This is a genomic window from Microbacterium sp. NPDC008134, from assembly GCF_042957055.1.
Taxonomy (GTDB): domain Bacteria; phylum Actinomycetota; class Actinomycetes; order Actinomycetales; family Microbacteriaceae; genus Microbacterium.
Map to the genome: position 1 here is coordinate 1460707 of NZ_JBIBHO010000001.1, position 18929 is coordinate 1479635.

Genomic DNA, 18929 nt, shown 5'->3' on the forward strand with positions numbered 1-18929 from the left:
TCTTCGGAAAAGCGATCGCGCCGGGTCGGGCCCGCCTCCTTCGGAGTGGGCTCGACCCGGCGCGATCGCTTTCCTCTGCAGTCAGTCGGCGAGACCGAGCGTGTCGAGCAGCCAAGCGAGTTCGAAGGCCCGCTCGCGCCAGGAGTTGTACCGCCCGCTGACCCCGCCGTGTCCCGCGACCATCTCGCACTTGAGAAGGACATCGGATGCTCCGGCCACCCGCAGCCGTGCGACCCACTTCGCGGGCTCCACGTAGAGGACGCGGGTGTCGTTGAGCGACGTCACCGCGAGGATGCGCGGGTATCGCACGCCGTCGCGGACGTTCTCGTACGGCGAGTACGACTTCATGTAGGCATAGACCTCGGGGTCGTGCAACGGATCGCCCCACTCGTCCCACTCGATGACGGTGAGGGGGAGCGAGGGGTCGAGGATCGTGGTGAGGGCGTCCACGAACGGGACCGCGGCGAGCACACCCGTGAACAGCTCGGGGGCGAGGTTCGTGATCGCGCCCATCAGGAGTCCGCCGGCGCTACCGCCCTCGGCGATCAGCCGGTCGGATGCCGTGACGCCGGTGTCGATGAGGTGACGGGCACTCGCGACGAAGTCGGTGAACGTGTTGCGCTTGTTCAGCAGCTTGCCGTCCTCGTACCACTGGCGGCCCATCTCGCCGCCGCCGCGCACGTGCGCCACGGCGAAGACGACGCCCCGGTCGAGCTCCGACAGGCGCGCGACGGAGAATCCCGGGTCGATCGAGTGCTCGTACGAGCCGTAGCCGTAAAGGTGCAGGGGGCGCGGCGACTCACCGGGGGCGCCGTACTGCTTCTTCCAGACCAGGGAGATCGGCACGCGGGTGCCGTCGTCAGCCGTCGCCCAGTCGCGCCGCTGCCCGTACTCGGTCGGGTCGTACCCGCCGAGCACGGTGACGCGCTTGCGGAGCAACAGCTCCTTGGTCGCGAGGTCGAGGTCGTAGACGGTGCCCGGGGTGACGAACGAGGTGTATCCGAGGCGGAGGAAGGGCGAGTGCCACTCGGGATTGCCGCTCACTCCGGCGGAGTACAGCGGCTCGTCGAAGGCGATGTCGGTGACGGCATCCGTCGTGTAGTCGAGCAGGCCGACCCGTTCCAGGCCCTCCGCGCGGTACTCGACCGTCGCGAAGTCGCGGAACGCATCGACACCGAGCAGCCGTCGTCCCGGCTCGTGCGGCAGGATGACGCGGCGCGCGCCCTGCGGCGCATCGGCCGCGACCGAGACCAGTTCGAAGTCGAGCGCGTCGTCGTTGTGGAGGATGAGGAGCCGGTCCTCGCCGTCGACGATCGCGTGCTCGACCGAGTACTCGACGCCCTCGGTCCGCGGCCAGATCATCCGGGGCTCAGCGGTGAGAGGACCGGCGAGATCGACCAGGTACTCCTCGCTCGTGATGCTCGAGCCGACACCGATGACCAGGTACTTTCGGCTACGGGTGATGCCGGCGCCGAGCCAGAACTTCTCGTCCGGCTCGTGGAAGAGCTGCACGTCGTCCGACACCGGCGTGCCGAGTGCGTGCAACCACAGGGTGTCGGGACGCCAGGCATCGTCCCGCGTCGTGTAGAGGATCGCTGAGCCGTCGGGTGTGAAGAACGCGCCGGCGGTGTTCGGGATCTCATCGGCGAGCGTCTCACCGGTCGTGAGGTCGCGCACTCGGATCGTGTAGACCTCGTCGCCCTCGAAATCCGTCGACCACAGCAGTTTCGTCGCGTCGTCGGAGGTGTCGAAAGCACCGAGGGCGAAGAACTCGTGCCCCTCGGCCTCGACGTTGCCGTCGAGGAGGACGATCTCGCCCGGGACCGCGACGTTCGGCTCCAGCTGCGGGGGAGTCCAGTCGTCCGGGCCGGCCGCCGCGCGGCAGTGGATCGCATACTGCGCTCCCTCGACGGTGCGGCTGTAGTACCACCAGTCGCCGCGGCGGGTCGGCACCGAGAGGTCGGTCTCCTGCACGCGGCCCCTGATCTCCTCGAAGAGGGTCTCGCGGAGTCCGGCGAGGTGCGCGGTCTCCGATTCCGTGTGCGCGTTCTCGGCCTCGAGGTGCGCGACCACGTCGGCGGATTCCTTCTCGCGCAACCATTCGTACGGGTCGTCGAACGTGTCGCCGTGGTGCGTGCGGAGGGTCGAACGTCGGTCTGCGATCGGGGCGTTGCTCACCGTTCCACGCTATCCCAGGTCGAGTTGACCGTCACCGGCGACGGTGGGAGGATTTACCGGGGCCGGTTAACGGAAGTCAAACCCACGGTGAACTCTTCGTTCATCACGTCGATCACGTCGACATCTCCCTCTTCCTCAACGACCGAAAGCGAACGGTGGAAACCGCAGCCCTCCTCGTCGTGCTGGTGATCCTGCTGGCACTCTTCTTCGACTTCACCAACGGCTTCCACGACACCGCGAACGCGATGGCCACGCCCATCGCCACCGGTGCGCTCAAGCCCAAGACGGCCGTGCTCCTCGCCGCGGTGCTGAACCTCGTCGGCGCCTTTCTGTCGACGGAGGTCTCCAAAACCGTGTCGCACGGCATCATCCACGAGGACGGCATCCAAGCCGCCGTCTTCCTGCCGATGATCTTCGCCGGACTCATCGGCGCGATCACCTGGAACATGCTCACGTGGCTGCTCGGGCTGCCCTCGAGCTCGTCGCACGCGCTGTTCGGCGGTCTCATCGGTGCCACGCTCGTTGGCGTGGGAGTGCAGGGCATCGACTTCGGGATGGTGCTGTCGAAGATCATCCTTCCCGCGCTGATCGCGCCGGTCACCGCCGGGATCATCGCCTTCGTCGCCACCAAGGCGGCGTACTCGATCACCCGCCGATACGACGGCAAGCCCGACGGCCGCGACGGCTTCCGCTGGGGGCAGATCTTCACGTCGTCGCTCGTCGCCCTCGCGCACGGCACGAACGACGCGCAGAAGACCATGGGTGTCATCACGCTCGCCCTCATCACCGTGGGATGGCAGAACGCGGATCAGGCCGATCCGTACCTCTGGGTGATCATCGCCTGCGCCGTGACGATCGCTCTCGGCACGTACCTCGGAGGCTGGCGGATCATCCGCACGCTCGGCAAGGGCCTCACCGACGTGAAGCCCGCGCAGGGTTTCTCGGCCGAGAGCGCGACGGCTGCCACGATCCTCGCCTCGAGCGCCTTCGGTTTCGCGCTCTCGACGACCCAGGTCGCCTCCGGATCGGTGATCGGCTCCGGTCTGGGACGCCGCGGGTCGACGGTGCGGTGGCGGACCGCGGGCCGCATCGCGATCGGTTGGCTCCTCACCCTTCCGGCAGCCGGTGCGGTCGGTGCTCTGGCGGCTCTTCTCGCGCTCTGGCTCGGGGGATGGGGCATCGCGATCGACGCGGTCCTCGCACTCGTGGTCATCATCGGCCTGTTCCTGCGCTCGCGCCGTGACGCGGTCACCCACGCCAACGCGATGAGTGACGTCGCCGAGTCCGGTCTGGCGGTCGACCTGCCGGACGCTCCTCCGCCTACGCGTCGTCAGCAGCGGATCGAGCAGGCGAAAGCCGAGTCGAAAGCCCGCAAGCAGGCGAAGGCCGATGCGCGCGCCCAGGGCAAGCCTGCGGCACGAACGAAGAGTACGACGACGGTGCGTGACGAGAACGAGAAGGGTGCGGGCGAATGAGCGTCTCCATCGATTGGCTCGCCTTCTTCCAGGTGTTCGTCGCGGCGCTGATCGGCGCCGTCGCGATCGTCACGTTCTACGCGCTGGGTCTGCGTCTGCTGGTGCGGAGCGGGCACGCCCCCGTGGTGAGCCCTGCGGAGTTCACCGACGCGATCACGGTGATCACCGAGAAGGACCTCAAGAAGGCCGAGAAGCAGGCCGCCAAGGCTGCCCGCAAGAGCCCGTTGACCGATGGTCAGAAGCGCCTGTCGCTCGTCGGTGCGTACGGATGCTTCGCCCTCTGCGGAGTCGCGGTCATCGCCGGAATCCTCATCATCGTCGTCGGGCACTGAGGCGACAGGGCGCTCGCGCGTCACACCCCCGTCGTAGGCTGGTGCCATGCCAGGGCCCTACGTCTTCGGTCGGCATCAGCCGGCGTCGCACACCGTCATCCATGTCAGCGACCCGCACTTCCTCGCCGGAGGGGCGCGGCTGGGTGGACGCTTCGACGTCGACGACACGTTCGCCCGCACTCTGGAGGCGATCCGGGCGGTGCACCCCGCCCCGGCGGCGATCGTCCTCACCGGCGATCTGACCGATCTGGGGGAGCCCGACGCGTACCGCCGGCTGCGTGCCGTCGTCGAACCTGTCGCCGAGGAACTCGGGACGCGGGTGATCTGGGTCGCGGGCAACCATGACGAGCGTCCCGCACTCCGGGCGGGATTGCTGGACGCGCCCGCGACGGAGGAACCCGTCACCGGAGTCTGGGAGATCGACGGTCTGCGGATCATCGCCCTCGACACGTCCGTGCCCGGCTGGCATCACGGAGACCTCGACGACGACCAGCTCGTGTGGCTCGCGGGTGTCCTGGAGTCTCCGGCGCCGCACGGGACGCTGTTGGCCATGCACCACCCGCCCCTGCCGAGTCATCTGCCGCTGTTCGACATCCTCGAACTGCGCAATCAGGAGAAGCTCGAGGCAGTGATCCGGGGGAGGGACGTGCGCGGAATCCTCGCCGGCCACCTCCACTACTCCTCGACCGGCGTGTTCGCCGGGGTGCCCGTGAGCGTGGCCTCCGCCACCTGTTACACCATGAACGTCGCCCGCCCCGCGGCCGAGGTCAACGGCATGGATGCCGCGCAGGCGTTCAATCTCGTGCACGTCTACCCCGACACCATCACGCACACCGTCGTTCCGGTGACGACGGCGGAGACCGGCGACTACTTCTCGGAGGCATGGCTCGAGAAGATGGCGGCGCTCGATCCGCACGCACGCCTGGAGGCGTTCTCACGGAAGCCGACGCGCTGACGAGTCACCCCGAACGCGGAGAGGACGCGGGCGTAGACTGGATGCATCCCCCACTCCACTCATTCGCCACGACCCACAAGGATGTGACATGGCATCTGCCGCGCCTACCCTGACCCGTACTGAGACCGACTCCCTCGGCAGCATGGAGATCCCCGCCGACGCGTACTGGGGCATCCACACCGCCCGCGCCGACGAGAACTTCCCGATCACGAAGCGACCGATCTCGGTCTACCCGGATCTCGTCCGTGCGCTCGCGATGGTCAAGCAGGCCAGTGCTCGCGCGAATCGCGAGATCGGCGTGCTCGACCCGGAGAAGGCGGATCTGATCGACCGCGCGGCCCAGCGTGTCATCGACGGCGAGTTCCACGACCAGTTCACGGTCGGCGTGATCCAGGGAGGTGCCGGCACCTCGACGAACATGAATGCGAACGAGGTCATCACCAACATCGCGCTCGAGATGGCGGGGCGTGAGAAGGGTGACTACGCGTTCCTCTCGCCGATCGACCACACCAACCGCAGCCAGTCCACCAACGACGTGTACCCCACGGCGGTGAAGATCGGGCTGTCGCTGACCCTGCAGGCGCTGCTCGAGGAGCTCGACCTCCTGCGCCGCTCGTTCCTGGCGAAGTCTGGGGAGTTCCACGACGTTCTGAAGGTCGGCCGGACGCAGTTGCAGGATGCCGTGCCGATGACGCTCGGCCAGGAGTTCCACGGCTTCGCGACGACCCTCGGCGAGGATCACAGCCGGCTCACCGAGAATGCCTCGCTCATGTTCGAGATCAACATGGGAGCGACGGCGATCGGCACCGGGATCACCACCCACTCCGACTACGCGCCCGCCGTGCTCAAGCACCTGCGCGAGATCACCGGACTCGACCTGGAGACCGCCACCGACCTCGTCGAGTCGACGAGCGACACCGGCGCTTTCATGTCGTTCTCCTCGTCTCTCAAGCGCAACGCGATCAAGCTGTCGAAGATCTGCAACGACCTGCGCCTGCTCTCGTCGGGCCCGCAGGCCGGTTTCGGTGAGATCAACCTCCCGGCCCGTCAGGCGGGGTCGAGCATCATGCCGGGCAAGGTCAACCCCGTGATCCCCGAGGTCGTCAACCAGGTCGCGTTCGCGGTCGTCGGCGCCGACATGACGGTGACGATGGCGGTCGAGGGCGGGCAGCTGCAGCTCAACGCCTTCGAGCCGGTGATCGCGCACTCGATCTTCCAGTCGATCACCTGGATGCGCCAGGCGATGTGGACCCTGCGCGTGAACTGCGTCGACGGCATCACGGCCAACCGTGATCGCCTCGGCACCATGGTCGGTGCTTCGGTGGGTGTGATCACGGCGCTCACGCCGTTCATCGGCTACGCGGCAGCCGCGGCACTGGCGAAGACCGCCCTGCTCACGAACCGGAGCGTCGCCGATCTCGTCGTCGAGGCCGGCCTCATGTCCCGCGAAGAGGTCACCAAGCAGCTGTCGCCCGCACGCCTGTCCGGGCTCGAGGCCGTGACGGCCGCGATCCCGATCATCCCGACCGACGACCTCATCGAGATCTGACCCCTCGGTCGAGTTCCGGGCGAAGACGGAAGAAGGGCGGATGCGTCGGCATCCGCCCTTCTTCGATTCCGCTTCCGGATGGTGTCAGTCGAGGATGCGGCAGTGCGTCGTGAGTTCGCCGATGCCGTCGATGCCGACGGTGACGCTCGAACGGTCGCGGAGGAAGATCTGCGGGTCGCGCGAGTAGCCGGCACCGCCGGGGCTGCCGGTCGAGATCAGGGTGCCGGGGAGCAGAGTCAGCGACTGAGAGAGGTGCGCGATGAGCGTCGCGACCGAGCGCACCATCTGTCCGGTCGTCGCATCCTGCACGGTGTGACCGTCGACGACGGTCCAGATGTGCAGATCCTGGGGATCGGGGACCTCGTCCGCGGTGACGACGAAGGGGCCCGTCGGCGTGAAGCCGTCGAAGGACTTGCATCGTGACCACTGCGCCTCGGCGAACTGGATGTTCCGGGCGGTGATGTCGTTGACGACGGTGTAGCCCCAGACGTGCGAGAGTGCATCGCTCGCCGTGACGTCCTTGGCCGGCGTGCCGATCAGAACCCCGAGCTCCGCCTCGTAGTCGACCGCTTCGCTGAGTGCGCGGGGCCAGGAGGTCGTCTGCTCGTGGCCGCTGAGCGAATTGGGCCACAGGGTGAACACGGTCGGGGCGGCGTCGGTCTTCAGGCCCAGCTCGCTCGAGTGGGCCGCGTAGTTGAGGCCCACCGCCAGCACGGCCGGGGGAGCCAGCACGGCCGAGGCGAAGGACCAGTCGCCGAGCGGATGCCGTGGAGCAGTGCCCTCGGCGAGGGCGGAACGGAGCAGCTCGAGCGCGGCATCCCCGCGTTCGATGAGCTGCTGCAGCGTCGCCGGAGCGTCGGAGAGGAGATCGGAGACGAGGATGGCGTCGGCGTCTTCCACCACGGCGAGAACCGCGGAAGGGGAATCCGGACGGCGCAGATGAGCGAACCGCATGCCTCTACGCTACCCGGTGGTCGCGGCCGGTCAGTGGAGGCGTCCGGTATACCGCGACCGGCACCGCTCCGGCCCCTATGCTCGTGGCTATGAGTTTCGGAGGACCGTCCCAGCCGCAGCAGCCCTCGCCGTACACGCCGCCGCCGGCTCCGCAGCCCTCGCCTGCAGCGCAGCCCGCTCCTCCGCAGTACGCCCCCGCCGCACCGCCCCAGCCGCCGGCGTACGCCCCCGCCACACCTCCTCAGCCTCCGGCTCCGCAGCAACAGGCGCCCACCCCGCAGCAGCCTCCCGCCCCGCAGTTCTCGCAGCAGCAGTACGCCCAGTCGGCGTACACGCCCCGACAGTTCTCGCAGCAGCCGGTGTACGCCTCCGCCCTCGCGCAGCCGACTCCCTATACCCCGCCCGCGCCGGCCGCGCCTTCGCCCGCCGAGGGGCTGCCCGCTCTTCCGGTGCCGACGCGCAAGGGGCGCAGCGTCTCGATCTGGCTCTTCGGGTTCCTCGGTCTGCTGCTCCTGGCGCTGATCGGCTACTTCGTCGTGGCACTCGGGCCCTCGGCATCCGTCATCGGGCTGGTCCTCGCGCTCATCCCTCTCGCGATCGTCTTCCTCGGGGTGCGCCTGATCGACCGGTGGGAGCCCGAGCCCAAGAGTCTCGTGATCTTCGCGATCGCGTGGGGTGCCATCGCCGCCGTCGGTCTCACCCTGCTGGTGGATCTCGCGCTCACCCTCGCCTTCGGCTTCCGCTCCGAAGAGATCGCCGCGGTCGTGCAGGCTCCGATCGTCGAGGAGTTCTGGAAGGGCTTCGGCGTCTTCCTCATCTTCCTCGTCGCTCGCCGCGCGTTCGACGGTCCCATCGACGGCGTCGTCTACGGCGCGCTCGTAGGCGCGGGCTTCGCCTTCACCGAGAACATCCAGTACTTCGCGATCAGCCTGATCGAGGGCGGGGGAGAGCAGCTCTCGGTGACGTTCGTCGTGCGCGCGCTCCTCTCGCCCTTCGCCCATGCGATGTTCACCTCGTTGACGGGTCTCGCGATCGGGCTGGCGGCCCGGCGTCACTCCTCGGCGTGGGCGGCGTTCGGGGCCGGGCTCCTCGGTCTCCTCGGGGCGATCCTGCTGCACGCGCTGTGGAACGGATCCGCGACGTACGCCGACTTCTTCCTGCTGTACTTCACGTTGCAGGTGCCGCTGTTCGCCGGGTTCATCATCGGCATCGTCGCGCTGCGCCGTGAGGAGGCGCGTCTGACGAAGGCACGTCTGGGTGACTACGCGGCCGCCGGGTGGTTCACCCCCGAGGAGGTGACGATGCTCGCGACTCCGGCCGGTCGCAAGGTCGGGATGGCCTGGGCCGCGCGGTTGCGCGGGGATCGTCGACCGCTCATGCGGGAGTTCATCAAGGACGCGACGACGCTGGCATCCGTTCGTCAGCGGGCCATCACCGGACGCGATCCGCTGGCGTCCGAAGACGAGCGCGCGCTCCTCATCCGCACTCGCGCGACGCGTGCCGCGTTGCTCGCGTACTGAGCGGTCCGGCACGAACCGGTTCCCCCGGACAGACTCAGCGCCCGGTGCTGCGGCGATGCCTGCATGTCTCCCGGGCGCTGAGTTGGTCTGAAACCAGGGTGCACCCGCCTCCGAGGAGTGTCAAGGGTGACTTCCTCGGGTGTTCGCTGTGAGCAGGTGCGGTCGCGTTGACCGTTCGCCGTCACCTCGGGTTTGATGGAGTCATGACTGATCGTACGAAGCCCGAGTTCGACGCCCCCACCGGTCCTGCGCCCGCAGAGCTGGTCATCCGCGACATCATCGAGGGTGACGGCGCCGAGGCCAAGCCCGGTGACACCGTCACCGTCCACTACGCCGGTGTCGAGTTCGAGTCCGGCGAGGAGTTCGACTCCTCGTGGGGCCGCGGCGAGACCATCCAGTTCCCCCTGCGCGGCCTGATCCAGGGCTGGCAGGACGGTATCCCCGGCATGAAGGTCGGCGGACGTCGTGAGCTCACCATCCCGCCGCACCTCGCCTACGGCCCGGCCGGCGGAGGACACTTCCTCTCCGGCAAGTCGCTGATCTTCATCATCGACCTCGTCGCCGTCGGCTGATCCGACGTTCACGAAGACGCCTCGTCCCGTTCGCGGGCGGGGCGTCTTTTGTTGCACTCAGGAGATTCTTATTCATGGGAATATATCTTTCGAGGGCACGGTTCCCTTTCCTGTCGCGACACGAGCGGCCCCCACGTCCCAAGGAGATCCCATGACCAGCATCGACATCCCCGGCTACCGCCCCGGCACGTACGTCCTCGACCCGTCCCACAGCGAGGTCACCTTCAGCGTCCGCCACATGATGATCTCGAAGGTGCGCGGCACGTTCGGTGTGAAGAGCGCGACGCTGACCGCCCCCGAGAACCCGCTCGAGACGACCGTCGAGGCGAGCGTCGACGTCTCGTCCGTCGACACGAAGGACGAGGGCCGCGACCAGCACCTGCGCTCGGCCGACTTCTTCGACACCGAGAACTTCCCGACCATGGACTTCGTCTCCACCGGTGCCCGTGCCGAGAACGGTGAGCTCTTCGTCGACGGCGACCTCACCATCCGCGGCATCACCAAGCCCGTCAGCTTCGAGGTCGACTTCGGTGGCTTCGGATCCGACCCGTGGGGCAACTACAAGGCCGGCGCGTCGGCCAAGGCCGTCATCAACCGCGAGGACTTCGGCCTGACGTGGAACGCTGCCCTCGAGACCGGTGGCGTGCTCGTCGGCAAGGACGTGACGATCAACCTCGACCTGCAGGCCGCTCTGCAGCAGGACTGATCTGCGTGCGATGAGGACCCCGGGCCGATCACGGCTCGGGGTTCTCCGCGTCGTAGGCGCGGAAACGCGGGCTGCGGCGGACGAGGATCGCGACGAGACCGATCACCAGCAGCCCGCCCAGCAGCGGCGGGAACCAGAGGGCGGTGAACGTCGAGAGCGTGCCGGCGTAGAGCGCTCCGACGCGCGGCCCGCCCGCGACGACGACGATGAAGACGCCCTGGAGACGACCGCGCATGGTGTCGGGGACGGCGGCCTGCATCATGGTGTTGCGGTAGATCGCGCTCACGTTGTCCGCCGCACCCGAGAACGCGAGTGCGACGCCGGCGACGGCGATGAGTGCGACGTTCGGGGCGGTCTCGGACGCCGGTGGGAGGAAGACGCCGACGAGCAACACGAGTCCGAATGCCAGGATCGATGCCCCGTATGCCTGGACGGCGCGAGCGATGCCCCGGCCGTGCCACCGATACTGCACCACACGCCCGGAGAACAGGCTCGAGGCGAAGGTCCCCAGGGCCACCGCCGCGGTGAGGAGGCCGGTCGTGACCGCCCCGCCGCCGAGCAGGATCGTGCCGAGCGCCGGGAAGAGAACGAGGGGCTGCCCGAACGTCATCGCGATGATGTCGAGGACGTACTGCATGCGGATGTTGCCGGCTCGGCGCAGGAAACGCCACCCGTCGACGAGCGACGCGAGTCCCGGGCGCACGATGTCGCCCTCGGGGCGGAGCGCGGGCAGGGTCCAGAGTCCGAGGAACATCGACAGCATGAGGACGACGTCGATCGTGTAGGTCCACCCGTACCCGGTGAGGGCGACCAGCACCCCGGCGATGGCCGGGCCGGCCATGACGGTGAGGCCCATGGAGATCCCGTTCAGGGCGGATGCCGGGGCGAGCAGATCGCGTGGGATGAGGCGGGGGACGATCGCGGTGCGCGTCGCCATGCCGACCGAGTTCGCGGCGGCGGTGATCATGCTCAGGGCGTACAGCCACCAGATGGTCTCCGACCCCATCCACGTCAGCGTCGCGAGCAGCGCGGTCGAGGCGAAGGTGACGGTCGCGGCGATCAGTGCGACGCGACGCCGGTCGAAGGCGTCCGCGAGCATTCCTCCGTAGAGGCCCGCGAGGATCATCGGGACGAGCCCGGCGACCGCGATCATCGAGACCGCGAAGGTGCTGCCGGTGAGGCTGAACACGTGCAGCATCACCGTGACGAGAGTCAGCTGCCCTCCGATGCCGGCGAGGGCCGAGCCGATCCACATGCGGGCGAACGCGGGGCTCGCCTTCAGAGGGGAGAGGTCGATGAAGTGTCCGCGTGATCCGCTCATTGCGGGGCCTGGCCGTACTGCACCTCTCGAGCGTATCCGAGGCGTGCTGCGGAGGGCGCGAATGGCGGTCGTCGACAGGGGCTCGCTGCTGGTAGACTCTTCAGGTTGCCGTTTGATCGGCCGCGGATAAAGAGAGCCCTCGCATCAGGCGTCGGGCGCCGCGCAACAAGCTGAAAGGGGATCGAATCTATGGCACTCGAAGCAGACGTCAAGAAGGCGATCATCGAAGAGTACGCGACGCACCCCGGTGACACCGGATCCCCCGAGGTGCAGGCCGCAATGCTGACGCAGCGCATCAAGGACCTCACCGAGCACCTGAAGGAGCACAAGCACGACCACCACTCACGTCGTGGTCTGTTCCTGCTCGTCGGTCAGCGCCGTCGTCTCCTCGGCTACCTCCAGAGCGTCGACATCGAGCGTTACCGCTCGCTGATCGCTCGCCTGGGTCTCCGTCGATAAGGCAGAGCACGCCAGCGTACAATCGCGCAAAACATTCTTGAGAAGGCCGCCCCAGGTGTGGGGCGGCCTTCGGCGTTCACGGAGGGGTTGATCCCGCCTCGACTTTCCCGTAGGAAAGTATGGAGCTTTCCGATTGGAAAGTGGAGGAGGTCGACCAATGGATCAGAAGCCCGTCCCCGGGCATGACGCTCTCGTGCCGCCCGATGCGGAGACGGCGCGCCGATATCTCGACGAGGCGGATGCCGTTGCCGTGCGCCGCGATCGCGCCGTCGATCGACGCGCGATCGCCCGACTGCAGATCCTCAACGCGGTGGTCACGGCGGCCTTCCTCGTCGCCAGCGTGATCGCGCTGCGACGATCGCCGGACGGTGGAGCGCAGGTGCTTCTCTTCGCCTTCCTCGTCTACGGTCAGATCCTCAGTGGTGCCGCCCAGCGCAGCGGGCTGCAGTGGCGTCTCACGCGGGGTCGCTGGCAGGTGGTCGTCGTTGGGGCGGTCATCATGGTGGCCGCGCTCGTCACCTTCGGTGTCGCCGTTTTCGCGCCCGAAGCTCCGTGGGTGATGGTCGTGCTCCCAGGAGCGCTGGTTCTCGCTGCGCTCGGCGGGTATGGCGCCGTCCAACTCGCGCGCGCGTCGAACGATCCGCACCGACCGGCTGCGCCTCGCACTCCCTTGCCGAGGGGTGCCCGTGCCGGCACGGTCGGCGTCGGCGCCGTGTTCGCAGCACTTCTCATGCTCGCCGCCGCCCCCGAGGGCGTGCTCGCGAGCGTGCTCCTGTTGTTGATCGCTCTGTGCGTGCTCGCCTGGTTGTGCGCCGGCGCCACCGATCTCGGTCTCCCCGCCCTCGGCGCGCGGTGGCGGTGGCCGCACGAGACGGGGCTCGCTATCGCCGCCACTGCGCTGGTCGCTCTGACGCTGTTCGGCCGCGGGGGAGCGGAGGGTGAAGCGACGGCGGGTGTGATCGTCGGATGCGGCGTCGTGCTGCTCTTCGGGGGACTGTCGTTCGTGCCGGGGCGTGATCTGCGTGGCTGATCCGGCCCCACACCCCCGCACGCGTCTCGATGACAACTTCGCGTCGCCGCTCCGGTTCTCGCTGCTGGCGACGCTCGGTGACGGGATCGAACTCGACTTCGCGACGCTGCGGGAGATCCTGCAGTGCGCCGACTCGCCGCTGAGCAAAGCGATCAGCCACCTGCAGGCCGCCGGTTACGCCACGGCCCGCAAGGCGAGTCTGGGCGGCCGACAGCGCACCTGGGTGCACTCGACCCGCGAGGGACGCGACGCGTTCGCCGGTCACCTGCAGGCGTTGCGGGAGATCGTCGCGCAGGGAGGCGGCGCGACGATCTGAGGCTCAGGCACCGGTACCCACCAGGTCGGCGTGGTGGATCGCCGCGACGTCGGGATGCGCGCGCAGTCGCGACTTCAGGGCGTTCTCGCCGTAGAGGGCGTGGATCGGGTTCGCCGGATCCTCGGTCACCCCGGTGGCGGCGGCGGCGAGGTCGGCTGGGAGCTCGATCAGGGGCAGACGCTTGTCGAGTGCGGGGTTGAAGAAGAACGGGATCGAGATGCGCTCGTTCGGTGCCTGCGGAGAGACGACGCGGTGGTTGGTGGCCTTGAGGTACCCGCCGGTCGCGTACTCGAGGAGCTCGCCGATGTTCACGACGAAGGCTCCGGGCACAGGGGGAGCGTCGACCCACTCGCCGTCGCGCTCGACCTGCAGGCCGCCCTTGCCGGGCTCGACCCACAGCAGCGTGAGCACACCGGAGTCCTTGTGGGCACCGACGCCCTGCTGAGGTTCCGGCTCGTGCGTGCCGGGGTAGCGGACGATCTTGATCAAGGTCGAGGGCTCGCCGAAGTGCTCATCGAAGTAGGAGGCGTCGGCACCGAGGGTCTCGGCCCAGGCGCGCAGGAGCTTGCGTGCGACCTCGGAGAGGGTTGCATGCCATTCGGCGACGATCTCCTGCAACTCGGGCTGTGCGGAGGGCCAGAGGTTCGGGCCGATCAAGCGGTTGAACGCCGGGCCGCCGTCGATCGCGTCGCGTTCGGGGCCGATGTCGATCTGTTCGCGCCAGTCGACCTTGCCCTGGGTCCGCTCGCCGCCGATGCGTGTGTATCCGCGGAAGTGCGGGCTGTTGACGTTCTCGATCGCCAGCTTGTCGGCCTCGGGCAGCGCGAAGAAGTCGAGGGCGGCCTGGTGCAGGCGCGATTCGAGCTCGGGGGAGATGCCCGTGCCGGTGAGGTAGAAGAATCCCACGTCGTGCGTGGCGGCGCGCAGCTCGTCGCGGAAGCGCGCGGCGGCAGCGGGGCCCTCGTCGAGCTGGGAGAGGTCGAGGATCGGAAGCGAGAGTTCAGCCATTGCACGAGAGTACGTCGGTGCGATGTTGAGAGGGACGTGTATTGCGGAGGATTACCGCGGTGCTACAGTCTCGTAGGTAAGGGATGCCTTACCTCAGTAATATTCTGCAGAGAGTTCCCCCGTGCTCGCCACATTCCTCATCGGCCTCCGTGAAGGCCTGGAAGCCGCCCTCGTCGTCGGCATCCTCGTCGCCTACCTCGGCCGCCTCGGACGACGCGACGTGTTGCCCCGTCTGTGGGTCGGCGTCGGCCTCGCCATCGCTCTCGCGCTCGGCATCGGTGCCGTGCTGACGTTCGGGGCGTACGAGCTCACGTTCGTGGCTCAGGAACTGATCGGTGGGCTCCTGTCGCTGCTCGCGGTGGCGATGGTGACCTGGATGATCTTCTGGATGCAGAAGGCCGGGCGCACGATGAAGGCGACGCTCGAGGGCGGCATCGACCGCGCCCTCACTCAGGGCGGACTGTGGGCTCTCGTCGCGATCGGCTTCGTCTCGGTCGCCCGGGAGGGGATCGAGACCACCCTGCTGCTGTGGTCGATGGTGCAGTCCTTCGGCGACGCGCCGTCCGCTCTGCTCGGAGCGCTCCTGGGTCTCGCCGCGGCCATCGTGATCGGCGCTCTGATCGCGCGCGGTGCCGTGCGTCTCGACCTGCGGCGCTTCTTCGCCTGGACGGGCGGCTTCCTGGTGCTCGTCGCCGGCGGTGTGCTCGCGTACGCGTTCATGGATCTGCAGGAGGCGGGTGCGTTGCCCGGGCCGTTCACGGCTGCCGCCCCCATCGACGCCGTGACCGGAACCGTGGCCGTCGGCTGGCAGGCCTTCCCGTTCGGGTGGGCGTTCGACGTGACCTCGACGATCGCGCCGGACAGCGCCTGGGCCGCCATCCTCCAGGCCACCGTCGGCTTCATGCCGCGGATGACTTGGCTTCAGGTGACCGCCTGGGTCATCTACATCGCCGTCGTCGGCTTCCTCTTCGTGCGCGGTCTCCGCTCGCGTCGTCCCTCGGCACCCGCCCCGGCCGTCTCCTCGAGCGCCGCGGATGCATCGGTTTCCTCACCCACACAGCAAGGAGCAGCATGACCACCTCTCACCGGATCCTCGGCGCCGTCGCCGCGACGGGCGCGGCAGCGCTCGTGCTCAGCGGCTGCGTCGCGAAGAGCGATGTCGCCGCCGGCGCGGCCTTCGACGTCTCGTCGACCGACAGCGCGTGCACGGTCTCGGGCACCATGGCCGAGAGCGGCACCCTGACATTCGAGGTCACCAACGACAGCGGTCAGGTCTCGGAGTTCTACCTGCTCGCCGATGACGGCCTGCGGATCGTCGGCGAGGTCGAGAACATCGCCCCCTCCGCATCGCGCACGCTCACCGTCGTGGCGCAGCCCGGCGATTACTTCACGCTTTGCAAGCCCGGGATGATCGGCGAGGGCGTCGGCAAGTCCGCGTTCACCGTGACCGGTGAGCGCGTCACGATCGACGGTCCCGACGCCGAGCAGAAGCAGCAGGCCGTCGACCTCTACGCCGCGTTCGTGAAGGACCAGGTCGGGCAGCTCGTTCCGGCCGTCGAGGACCTCGTCGCGGCGTACGAGGCCGGCGACGACGAGACGGCCCGAGAGCTGTTCCCCCTCACGCGCGCGTTCTACGAGCGCATCGAGCCGGTCGCCGAGGCACTCGGCGACCTCGATCCGCGCATCGACTACCGCGAGGTCGATGCTGTGGCCGAGGGCCTGGACTGGACGGGCTTCCACCGCATCGAGAAGGACCTCTGGGTTCCGGCGCAGGATGCGCTGAACGCGGACGGCGAGACGCCCGCCTGGCAGGACTGGGCGCCGTCGACACCCGAGGAGCGCGCCGACTTCGGTGACCTGCTGCTCGCCGACGTGCAGGAGCTGTACGACTACGTCCACTCCGACGACTTCACCGAGACGCTCGATGATCAGGGTATCGGCGGGATCTCGAACGGTGCCATTGCGCTGCTCGACGAGGTCGCCACGGGCAAGATCTCGGGCGAGGAGGACTGGTGGTCGGGGACCGACCTCTACGACTTCGCGGCGAACGTCGAGGGATCCAAGATGGCGTTCTCGCTGGTCCAGGACTTCGCCGAGGCGCAGGGCGAGGACGGTGCCGCTCTCGTCGCGGAGATCGAGTCCGGCTACGCGGCGCTCGAGGAGTCGCTCGCGGCCCACGGCTCGCTGACCGATGGCTTCGTCGGGTACTCCGAGCTCACCGACGCCGACAAGCGCGAGTTCACCGACCTCATCAACGCGCTGGCCGAGCCGCTCTCGCAGCTCACCGGCACCGTGCTCGAGTGAGCTCGGGCATCGACGGAACGGTACGATCACCCACGTGAACGACACAGGAGCGGATGCCGCGGCCGACTCGTCCTCCGACGAGGCGGTGGCCGCGGCATCCGCTCCGACCGGCCTGAGCCGCCGGGGTCTGCTCGGCCTCGCGATCGGCGGGGGAGTCGCGGGCCTGGCCGTGGGCTCGGGAGCCGGCCTCGCCGGCGGCGTCGCCCTCGGGCGCTCACGGGCCGCGGAGGACTCCCTCGCCGCGTACGACTTCTTCGGGGAGCACCAGGCGGGGATCACGACGCCGGTGCAGGATCATCTTCACTTCGCCGCGTTCGACATGATGCCCCGCACGGATCGCGATGATCTCGTCTCGCTGCTGCAGGACTGGTCGTACGCCGCATCCCGCATCACCCAGGGTCTCGAGGTCAGCGCGACGGGCGCCGTGGGCGGCTCGGCGGAGGAGCCGCCGGACGACACCGGCGAGGCGCAGGGTCTTCCGGCCGCCGGACTCACGATCACGATCGGCTTCGGTCCGGGGTTGTTCGAGAACGAGGACGGTGACCGGTACGGGATCGCCGCGCTCCGGCCCGCGGGCCTCGAACGGCTGCCGGCCTTCCTCGGCGACGACCTCGACCCGCAGACCTCGCACGGAGACCTCTGCATCCAGGCGTGCGCCGACGATCCTCAGGTCGCCGTGCACGCGATCCGCAACCTCAGCCGCATCGCCTTCGGCCGTGCCCGCCTGCGCTGGTCGCAGCTGGGTTTCGGCAAGACGTCGCGCACCACGGCCGCCCAGGCCACGCCGCGCAATCTCTTCGGGTTCAAGGACGGCACCGCGAACATCCTCGCCGACGACACGGCCGCGCTCGACGCCCACGTCTGGGTCGCGGGCTCCGATGAGCCGGCATGGATGGCGGGCGGTTCGTATCTCGTCGCCCGCAAGATCGCGATGCTGATCGAGACCTGGGACCGCGTGCGGCTGTCGGAGCAGGACGCGATCATCGGAAGGGACAAGGGTGCCGGGGCGCCGCTCTCCGGTGGCACGGAATTCACCGAACCGGACTTCGCGGGACCCGCGATCGACGCCAACGCCCACGTGCGTCTGGCGCACCCCGAGCAGAACGACGGCATCCGTATCCTGCGGCGCGGGTACAACTACGTCGACGGGAACAACGACCTCGGTCGGCTGGACGCGGGGCTCTTCTTCCTCTCGTACCAGCGCGACCCCACGCAGTTCATCACGCTGCAGCGTCGGTTGTCGACCGATCTCATGAACGAGTACCTGCGCCACGTCGGATCGGGGATCTGGGCGATCCCGCGTGGTGCGACGGCAGGGTCGTACATCGGGGCCGAGCTCTTCGCCTGAGCCCGTGCCCTACGGGTGCGTCAGGCGAGTCCGTCCGCGATCATATGCATGATCGTGGCGGCGACGGCATCCGCTCCGGCGTGGTCCTCGGCGGTGATCGTGACGACCGTGTCGTCGACGAAGATCAGCAGCTGCCCGTAGGCGCCGTGCAGTCGCCATCCCGGGCCGGGGCCATCCCACCCGGCAAAGGCATACCGCTCGTAGCCGGGGGATTCGCCGCACGGCACCCACTCGGAGTGCATCCGGTCGATCCACTGCGCATCGATCAGGCGATGCCCCTGCCATTCGCCGCGATCGCGGATGAGGCGTCCGATCCGAGCCATCTCCTCGGTGCGCAGGAAGAGTCCGCCGCCGGCGATGATCCGGCCGTTCGGGCATCGCTCCCACTGCGCGTCTCGGATGCCGAGCGGAGCGAACAGCCGCGGTTCGAGGTAGGCGTGCACATCGCCCACGTGCTCGGCGAGCACACGCATCGCGGTGTACGTGCTCGCGTTGGAGTACTGGAAGTCGCGTCCGGACGTCGGTCGGCTCAGGAACTCGGCCGCGAGGTCGGGCCAGTCCGTCATCATCGTCTCGGACCAGGGGAGATCGATTCCGCTCGACATCGTGAGCAGGTCGCGCAGCGTGACCTCGTCGACGCCCGCGCCGAGCTGCCATCCGGGGACGGTTGCCGCCACGGGTGCATCGACGGAGATCAGCCCTTCATCGGCGGCCATGCCCGCGGCGAGCACGCACACGCCCTTGGCGACGGACTGGATGTCGATGCGCTCATCGGCCGCCCAGCGATGCTCGGCGCTGTCGTCACCCGCGAGGACGTGGAGTCCGAGGGCGCCGAAACCGCTGCTCTCGATCTCGCGGACGATACGGTCGCGGAGTGTCGAGGCTCGGGTCACGTGCTCCAG

At 68.5% G+C, this 18929-nt stretch carries 18 protein-coding genes; 13 read left to right on the top strand and 5 right to left on the bottom strand.

Features of this window, described 5'->3' with window-relative positions:
- Positions 1–81 precede the first annotated feature (81 nt).
- Positions 82–2178, bottom strand: a complete 2097-nt coding sequence (locus tag ACFY9N_RS06820) for a S9 family peptidase (RefSeq protein WP_391477632.1) — start codon at positions 2176–2178, stop codon at positions 82–84.
- 155 nt (positions 2179–2333) lie between these two features.
- Between ACFY9N_RS06820 and ACFY9N_RS06825 the strand changes: the two genes are divergently transcribed.
- From ACFY9N_RS06825 to ACFY9N_RS06840, 4 genes are all read left to right on the top strand, one after another.
- A complete protein-coding gene (locus ACFY9N_RS06825; RefSeq protein WP_391477633.1) occupies positions 2334–3653 on the top strand; it encodes an anion permease in 1320 nt (439 codons plus the stop codon).
- Positions 3650–3985, top strand: a complete 336-nt coding sequence (locus tag ACFY9N_RS06830) for a peptidase (protein WP_391477634.1) — start codon at positions 3650–3652, stop codon at positions 3983–3985. The genes ACFY9N_RS06825 and ACFY9N_RS06830 overlap by 4 nt, the downstream gene beginning before the upstream one ends.
- Positions 3986–4031: 46 nt before the next feature.
- Positions 4032–4940 (top strand): phosphodiesterase, encoded by a 909-nt coding sequence (locus tag ACFY9N_RS06835; protein ID WP_391477635.1) that lies wholly within the window; start codon positions 4032–4034, stop codon positions 4938–4940.
- An 88-nt stretch (positions 4941–5028) separates the two neighbouring features.
- Positions 5029–6489 (top strand): aspartate ammonia-lyase, encoded by a 1461-nt coding sequence (locus ACFY9N_RS06840; protein WP_391477636.1) that lies wholly within the window; start codon positions 5029–5031, stop codon positions 6487–6489.
- A gap of 84 nt (positions 6490–6573) precedes the next feature.
- On the opposite strand, the gene ACFY9N_RS06845 is transcribed toward ACFY9N_RS06840, so the two are convergent.
- Positions 6574–7443 (bottom strand): fumarylacetoacetate hydrolase family protein, encoded by an 870-nt coding sequence (locus ACFY9N_RS06845; RefSeq protein ID WP_391477637.1) that lies wholly within the window; start codon positions 7441–7443, stop codon positions 6574–6576.
- A gap of 89 nt (positions 7444–7532) precedes the next feature.
- On the opposite strand from ACFY9N_RS06845, the gene ACFY9N_RS06850 reads away from it, so the two are divergent.
- From ACFY9N_RS06850 to ACFY9N_RS06860, 3 genes are all read left to right on the top strand, one after another.
- Positions 7533–8963 carry a PrsW family intramembrane metalloprotease gene (locus ACFY9N_RS06850; RefSeq protein ID WP_391477638.1) on the top strand — a complete coding sequence of 477 codons (1431 nt, stop codon included), beginning with the start codon at positions 7533–7535 and terminating at the stop codon, positions 8961–8963.
- A 203-nt stretch (positions 8964–9166) separates the two neighbouring features.
- Entirely contained in the window at positions 9167–9535 is a 369-nt protein-coding gene (locus ACFY9N_RS06855) for an FKBP-type peptidyl-prolyl cis-trans isomerase (protein WP_391477640.1), read from the top strand.
- Between the two features lie 151 nt (positions 9536–9686).
- Entirely contained in the window at positions 9687–10241 is a 555-nt protein-coding gene (locus ACFY9N_RS06860; RefSeq protein ID WP_391477641.1) for a YceI family protein, read from the top strand.
- 28 nt (positions 10242–10269) lie between these two features.
- Here ACFY9N_RS06860 and ACFY9N_RS06865 read toward each other — a convergent pair whose 3' ends face one another.
- Positions 10270–11562 carry an MFS transporter gene (locus tag ACFY9N_RS06865; RefSeq protein ID WP_391477643.1) on the bottom strand — a complete coding sequence of 431 codons (1293 nt, stop codon included), beginning with the start codon at positions 11560–11562 and terminating at the stop codon, positions 10270–10272.
- Positions 11563–11751: 189 nt separating this feature from the next.
- Here ACFY9N_RS06865 and rpsO point away from each other — a divergent pair, with 189 nt between their 5' ends.
- The 3 genes from rpsO (at position 11752) to ACFY9N_RS06880 (ending at position 13367) form a co-directional block, all read left to right on the top strand.
- Positions 11752–12021, top strand: coding sequence for a 30S ribosomal protein S15 (gene rpsO / locus ACFY9N_RS06870; protein WP_017203073.1), 270 nt, complete (start codon positions 11752–11754; stop codon positions 12019–12021).
- A 157-nt stretch (positions 12022–12178) separates the two neighbouring features.
- On the top strand, positions 12179–13051 hold the full coding sequence (locus ACFY9N_RS06875) for a hypothetical protein (RefSeq protein ID WP_391477645.1): 873 nt from the start codon (positions 12179–12181) through the stop codon (positions 13049–13051).
- A complete protein-coding gene (locus tag ACFY9N_RS06880; protein ID WP_391477646.1) occupies positions 13044–13367 on the top strand; it encodes a transcriptional regulator in 324 nt (107 codons plus the stop codon). Before ACFY9N_RS06875 ends, ACFY9N_RS06880 begins: the two co-directional genes overlap by 8 nt.
- Before the next feature lie 3 nt (positions 13368–13370).
- Here the strand turns inward: ACFY9N_RS06880 and ACFY9N_RS06885 are convergent, their stop codons facing one another.
- A complete protein-coding gene (locus tag ACFY9N_RS06885) occupies positions 13371–14375 on the bottom strand; it encodes an isopenicillin N synthase family dioxygenase (RefSeq protein ID WP_391477648.1) in 1005 nt (334 codons plus the stop codon).
- A 121-nt stretch (positions 14376–14496) separates the two neighbouring features.
- Between ACFY9N_RS06885 and efeU the strand changes: the two genes are divergently transcribed.
- From efeU to efeB, 3 genes are read left to right on the top strand one after another with little or no spacing between them, the layout of a single operon-like run.
- Positions 14497–15450: an iron uptake transporter permease EfeU gene (efeU, locus tag ACFY9N_RS06890; RefSeq protein ID WP_391477650.1), complete on the top strand. Its 954-nt coding sequence runs from the start codon at positions 14497–14499 to the stop codon at positions 15448–15450.
- A complete protein-coding gene (gene efeO / locus ACFY9N_RS06895; RefSeq protein ID WP_391477651.1) occupies positions 15447–16679 on the top strand; it encodes an iron uptake system protein EfeO in 1233 nt (410 codons plus the stop codon). The genes efeU and efeO overlap by 4 nt, the downstream gene beginning before the upstream one ends.
- Positions 16680–16713: 34 nt before the next feature.
- A complete protein-coding gene (efeB, locus tag ACFY9N_RS06900; RefSeq protein ID WP_391477653.1) occupies positions 16714–18027 on the top strand; it encodes an iron uptake transporter deferrochelatase/peroxidase subunit in 1314 nt (437 codons plus the stop codon).
- A gap of 20 nt (positions 18028–18047) precedes the next feature.
- Here the strand turns inward: efeB and ACFY9N_RS06905 are convergent, their stop codons facing one another.
- The gene (locus ACFY9N_RS06905) at positions 18048–18920 is read right to left on the bottom strand and encodes a serine hydrolase domain-containing protein (RefSeq protein ID WP_391477654.1); all 873 of its coding nucleotides are present in this window, start codon (positions 18918–18920) and stop codon (positions 18048–18050) included.
- Positions 18921–18929: the final 9 nt, after the last annotated feature.

Excerpts from the sequence above, each read along its gene's own strand:
- ACFY9N_RS06830 (WP_391477634.1), top strand. The coding sequence starts at position 3,650 with ATGAGCGTCTCCATCGATTGGCTCGCCTTCTTCCAGGTGTTCGTCGCG.
- ACFY9N_RS06835 (WP_391477635.1), top strand. The coding sequence starts at position 4,032 with ATGCCAGGGCCCTACGTCTTCGGTCGGCATCAGCCGGCGTCGCACACC.
- ACFY9N_RS06840 (WP_391477636.1), top strand. The coding sequence starts at position 5,029 with ATGGCATCTGCCGCGCCTACCCTGACCCGTACTGAGACCGACTCCCTC.
- ACFY9N_RS06845 (WP_391477637.1), bottom strand. The coding sequence starts at position 7,443 with ATGCGGTTCGCTCATCTGCGCCGTCCGGATTCCCCTTCCGCGGTTCTC.
- ACFY9N_RS06850 (WP_391477638.1), top strand. The coding sequence starts at position 7,533 with ATGAGTTTCGGAGGACCGTCCCAGCCGCAGCAGCCCTCGCCGTACACG.
- ACFY9N_RS06855 (WP_391477640.1), top strand. The coding sequence starts at position 9,167 with ATGACTGATCGTACGAAGCCCGAGTTCGACGCCCCCACCGGTCCTGCG.
- ACFY9N_RS06860 (WP_391477641.1), top strand. The coding sequence starts at position 9,687 with ATGACCAGCATCGACATCCCCGGCTACCGCCCCGGCACGTACGTCCTC.
- ACFY9N_RS06865 (WP_391477643.1), bottom strand. The coding sequence starts at position 11,562 with ATGAGCGGATCACGCGGACACTTCATCGACCTCTCCCCTCTGAAGGCG.
- rpsO (WP_017203073.1), top strand. The coding sequence starts at position 11,752 with ATGGCACTCGAAGCAGACGTCAAGAAGGCGATCATCGAAGAGTACGCG.
- ACFY9N_RS06875 (WP_391477645.1), top strand. The coding sequence starts at position 12,179 with ATGGATCAGAAGCCCGTCCCCGGGCATGACGCTCTCGTGCCGCCCGAT.
- ACFY9N_RS06885 (WP_391477648.1), bottom strand. The coding sequence starts at position 14,375 with ATGGCTGAACTCTCGCTTCCGATCCTCGACCTCTCCCAGCTCGACGAG.
- efeO (WP_391477651.1), top strand. The coding sequence starts at position 15,447 with ATGACCACCTCTCACCGGATCCTCGGCGCCGTCGCCGCGACGGGCGCG.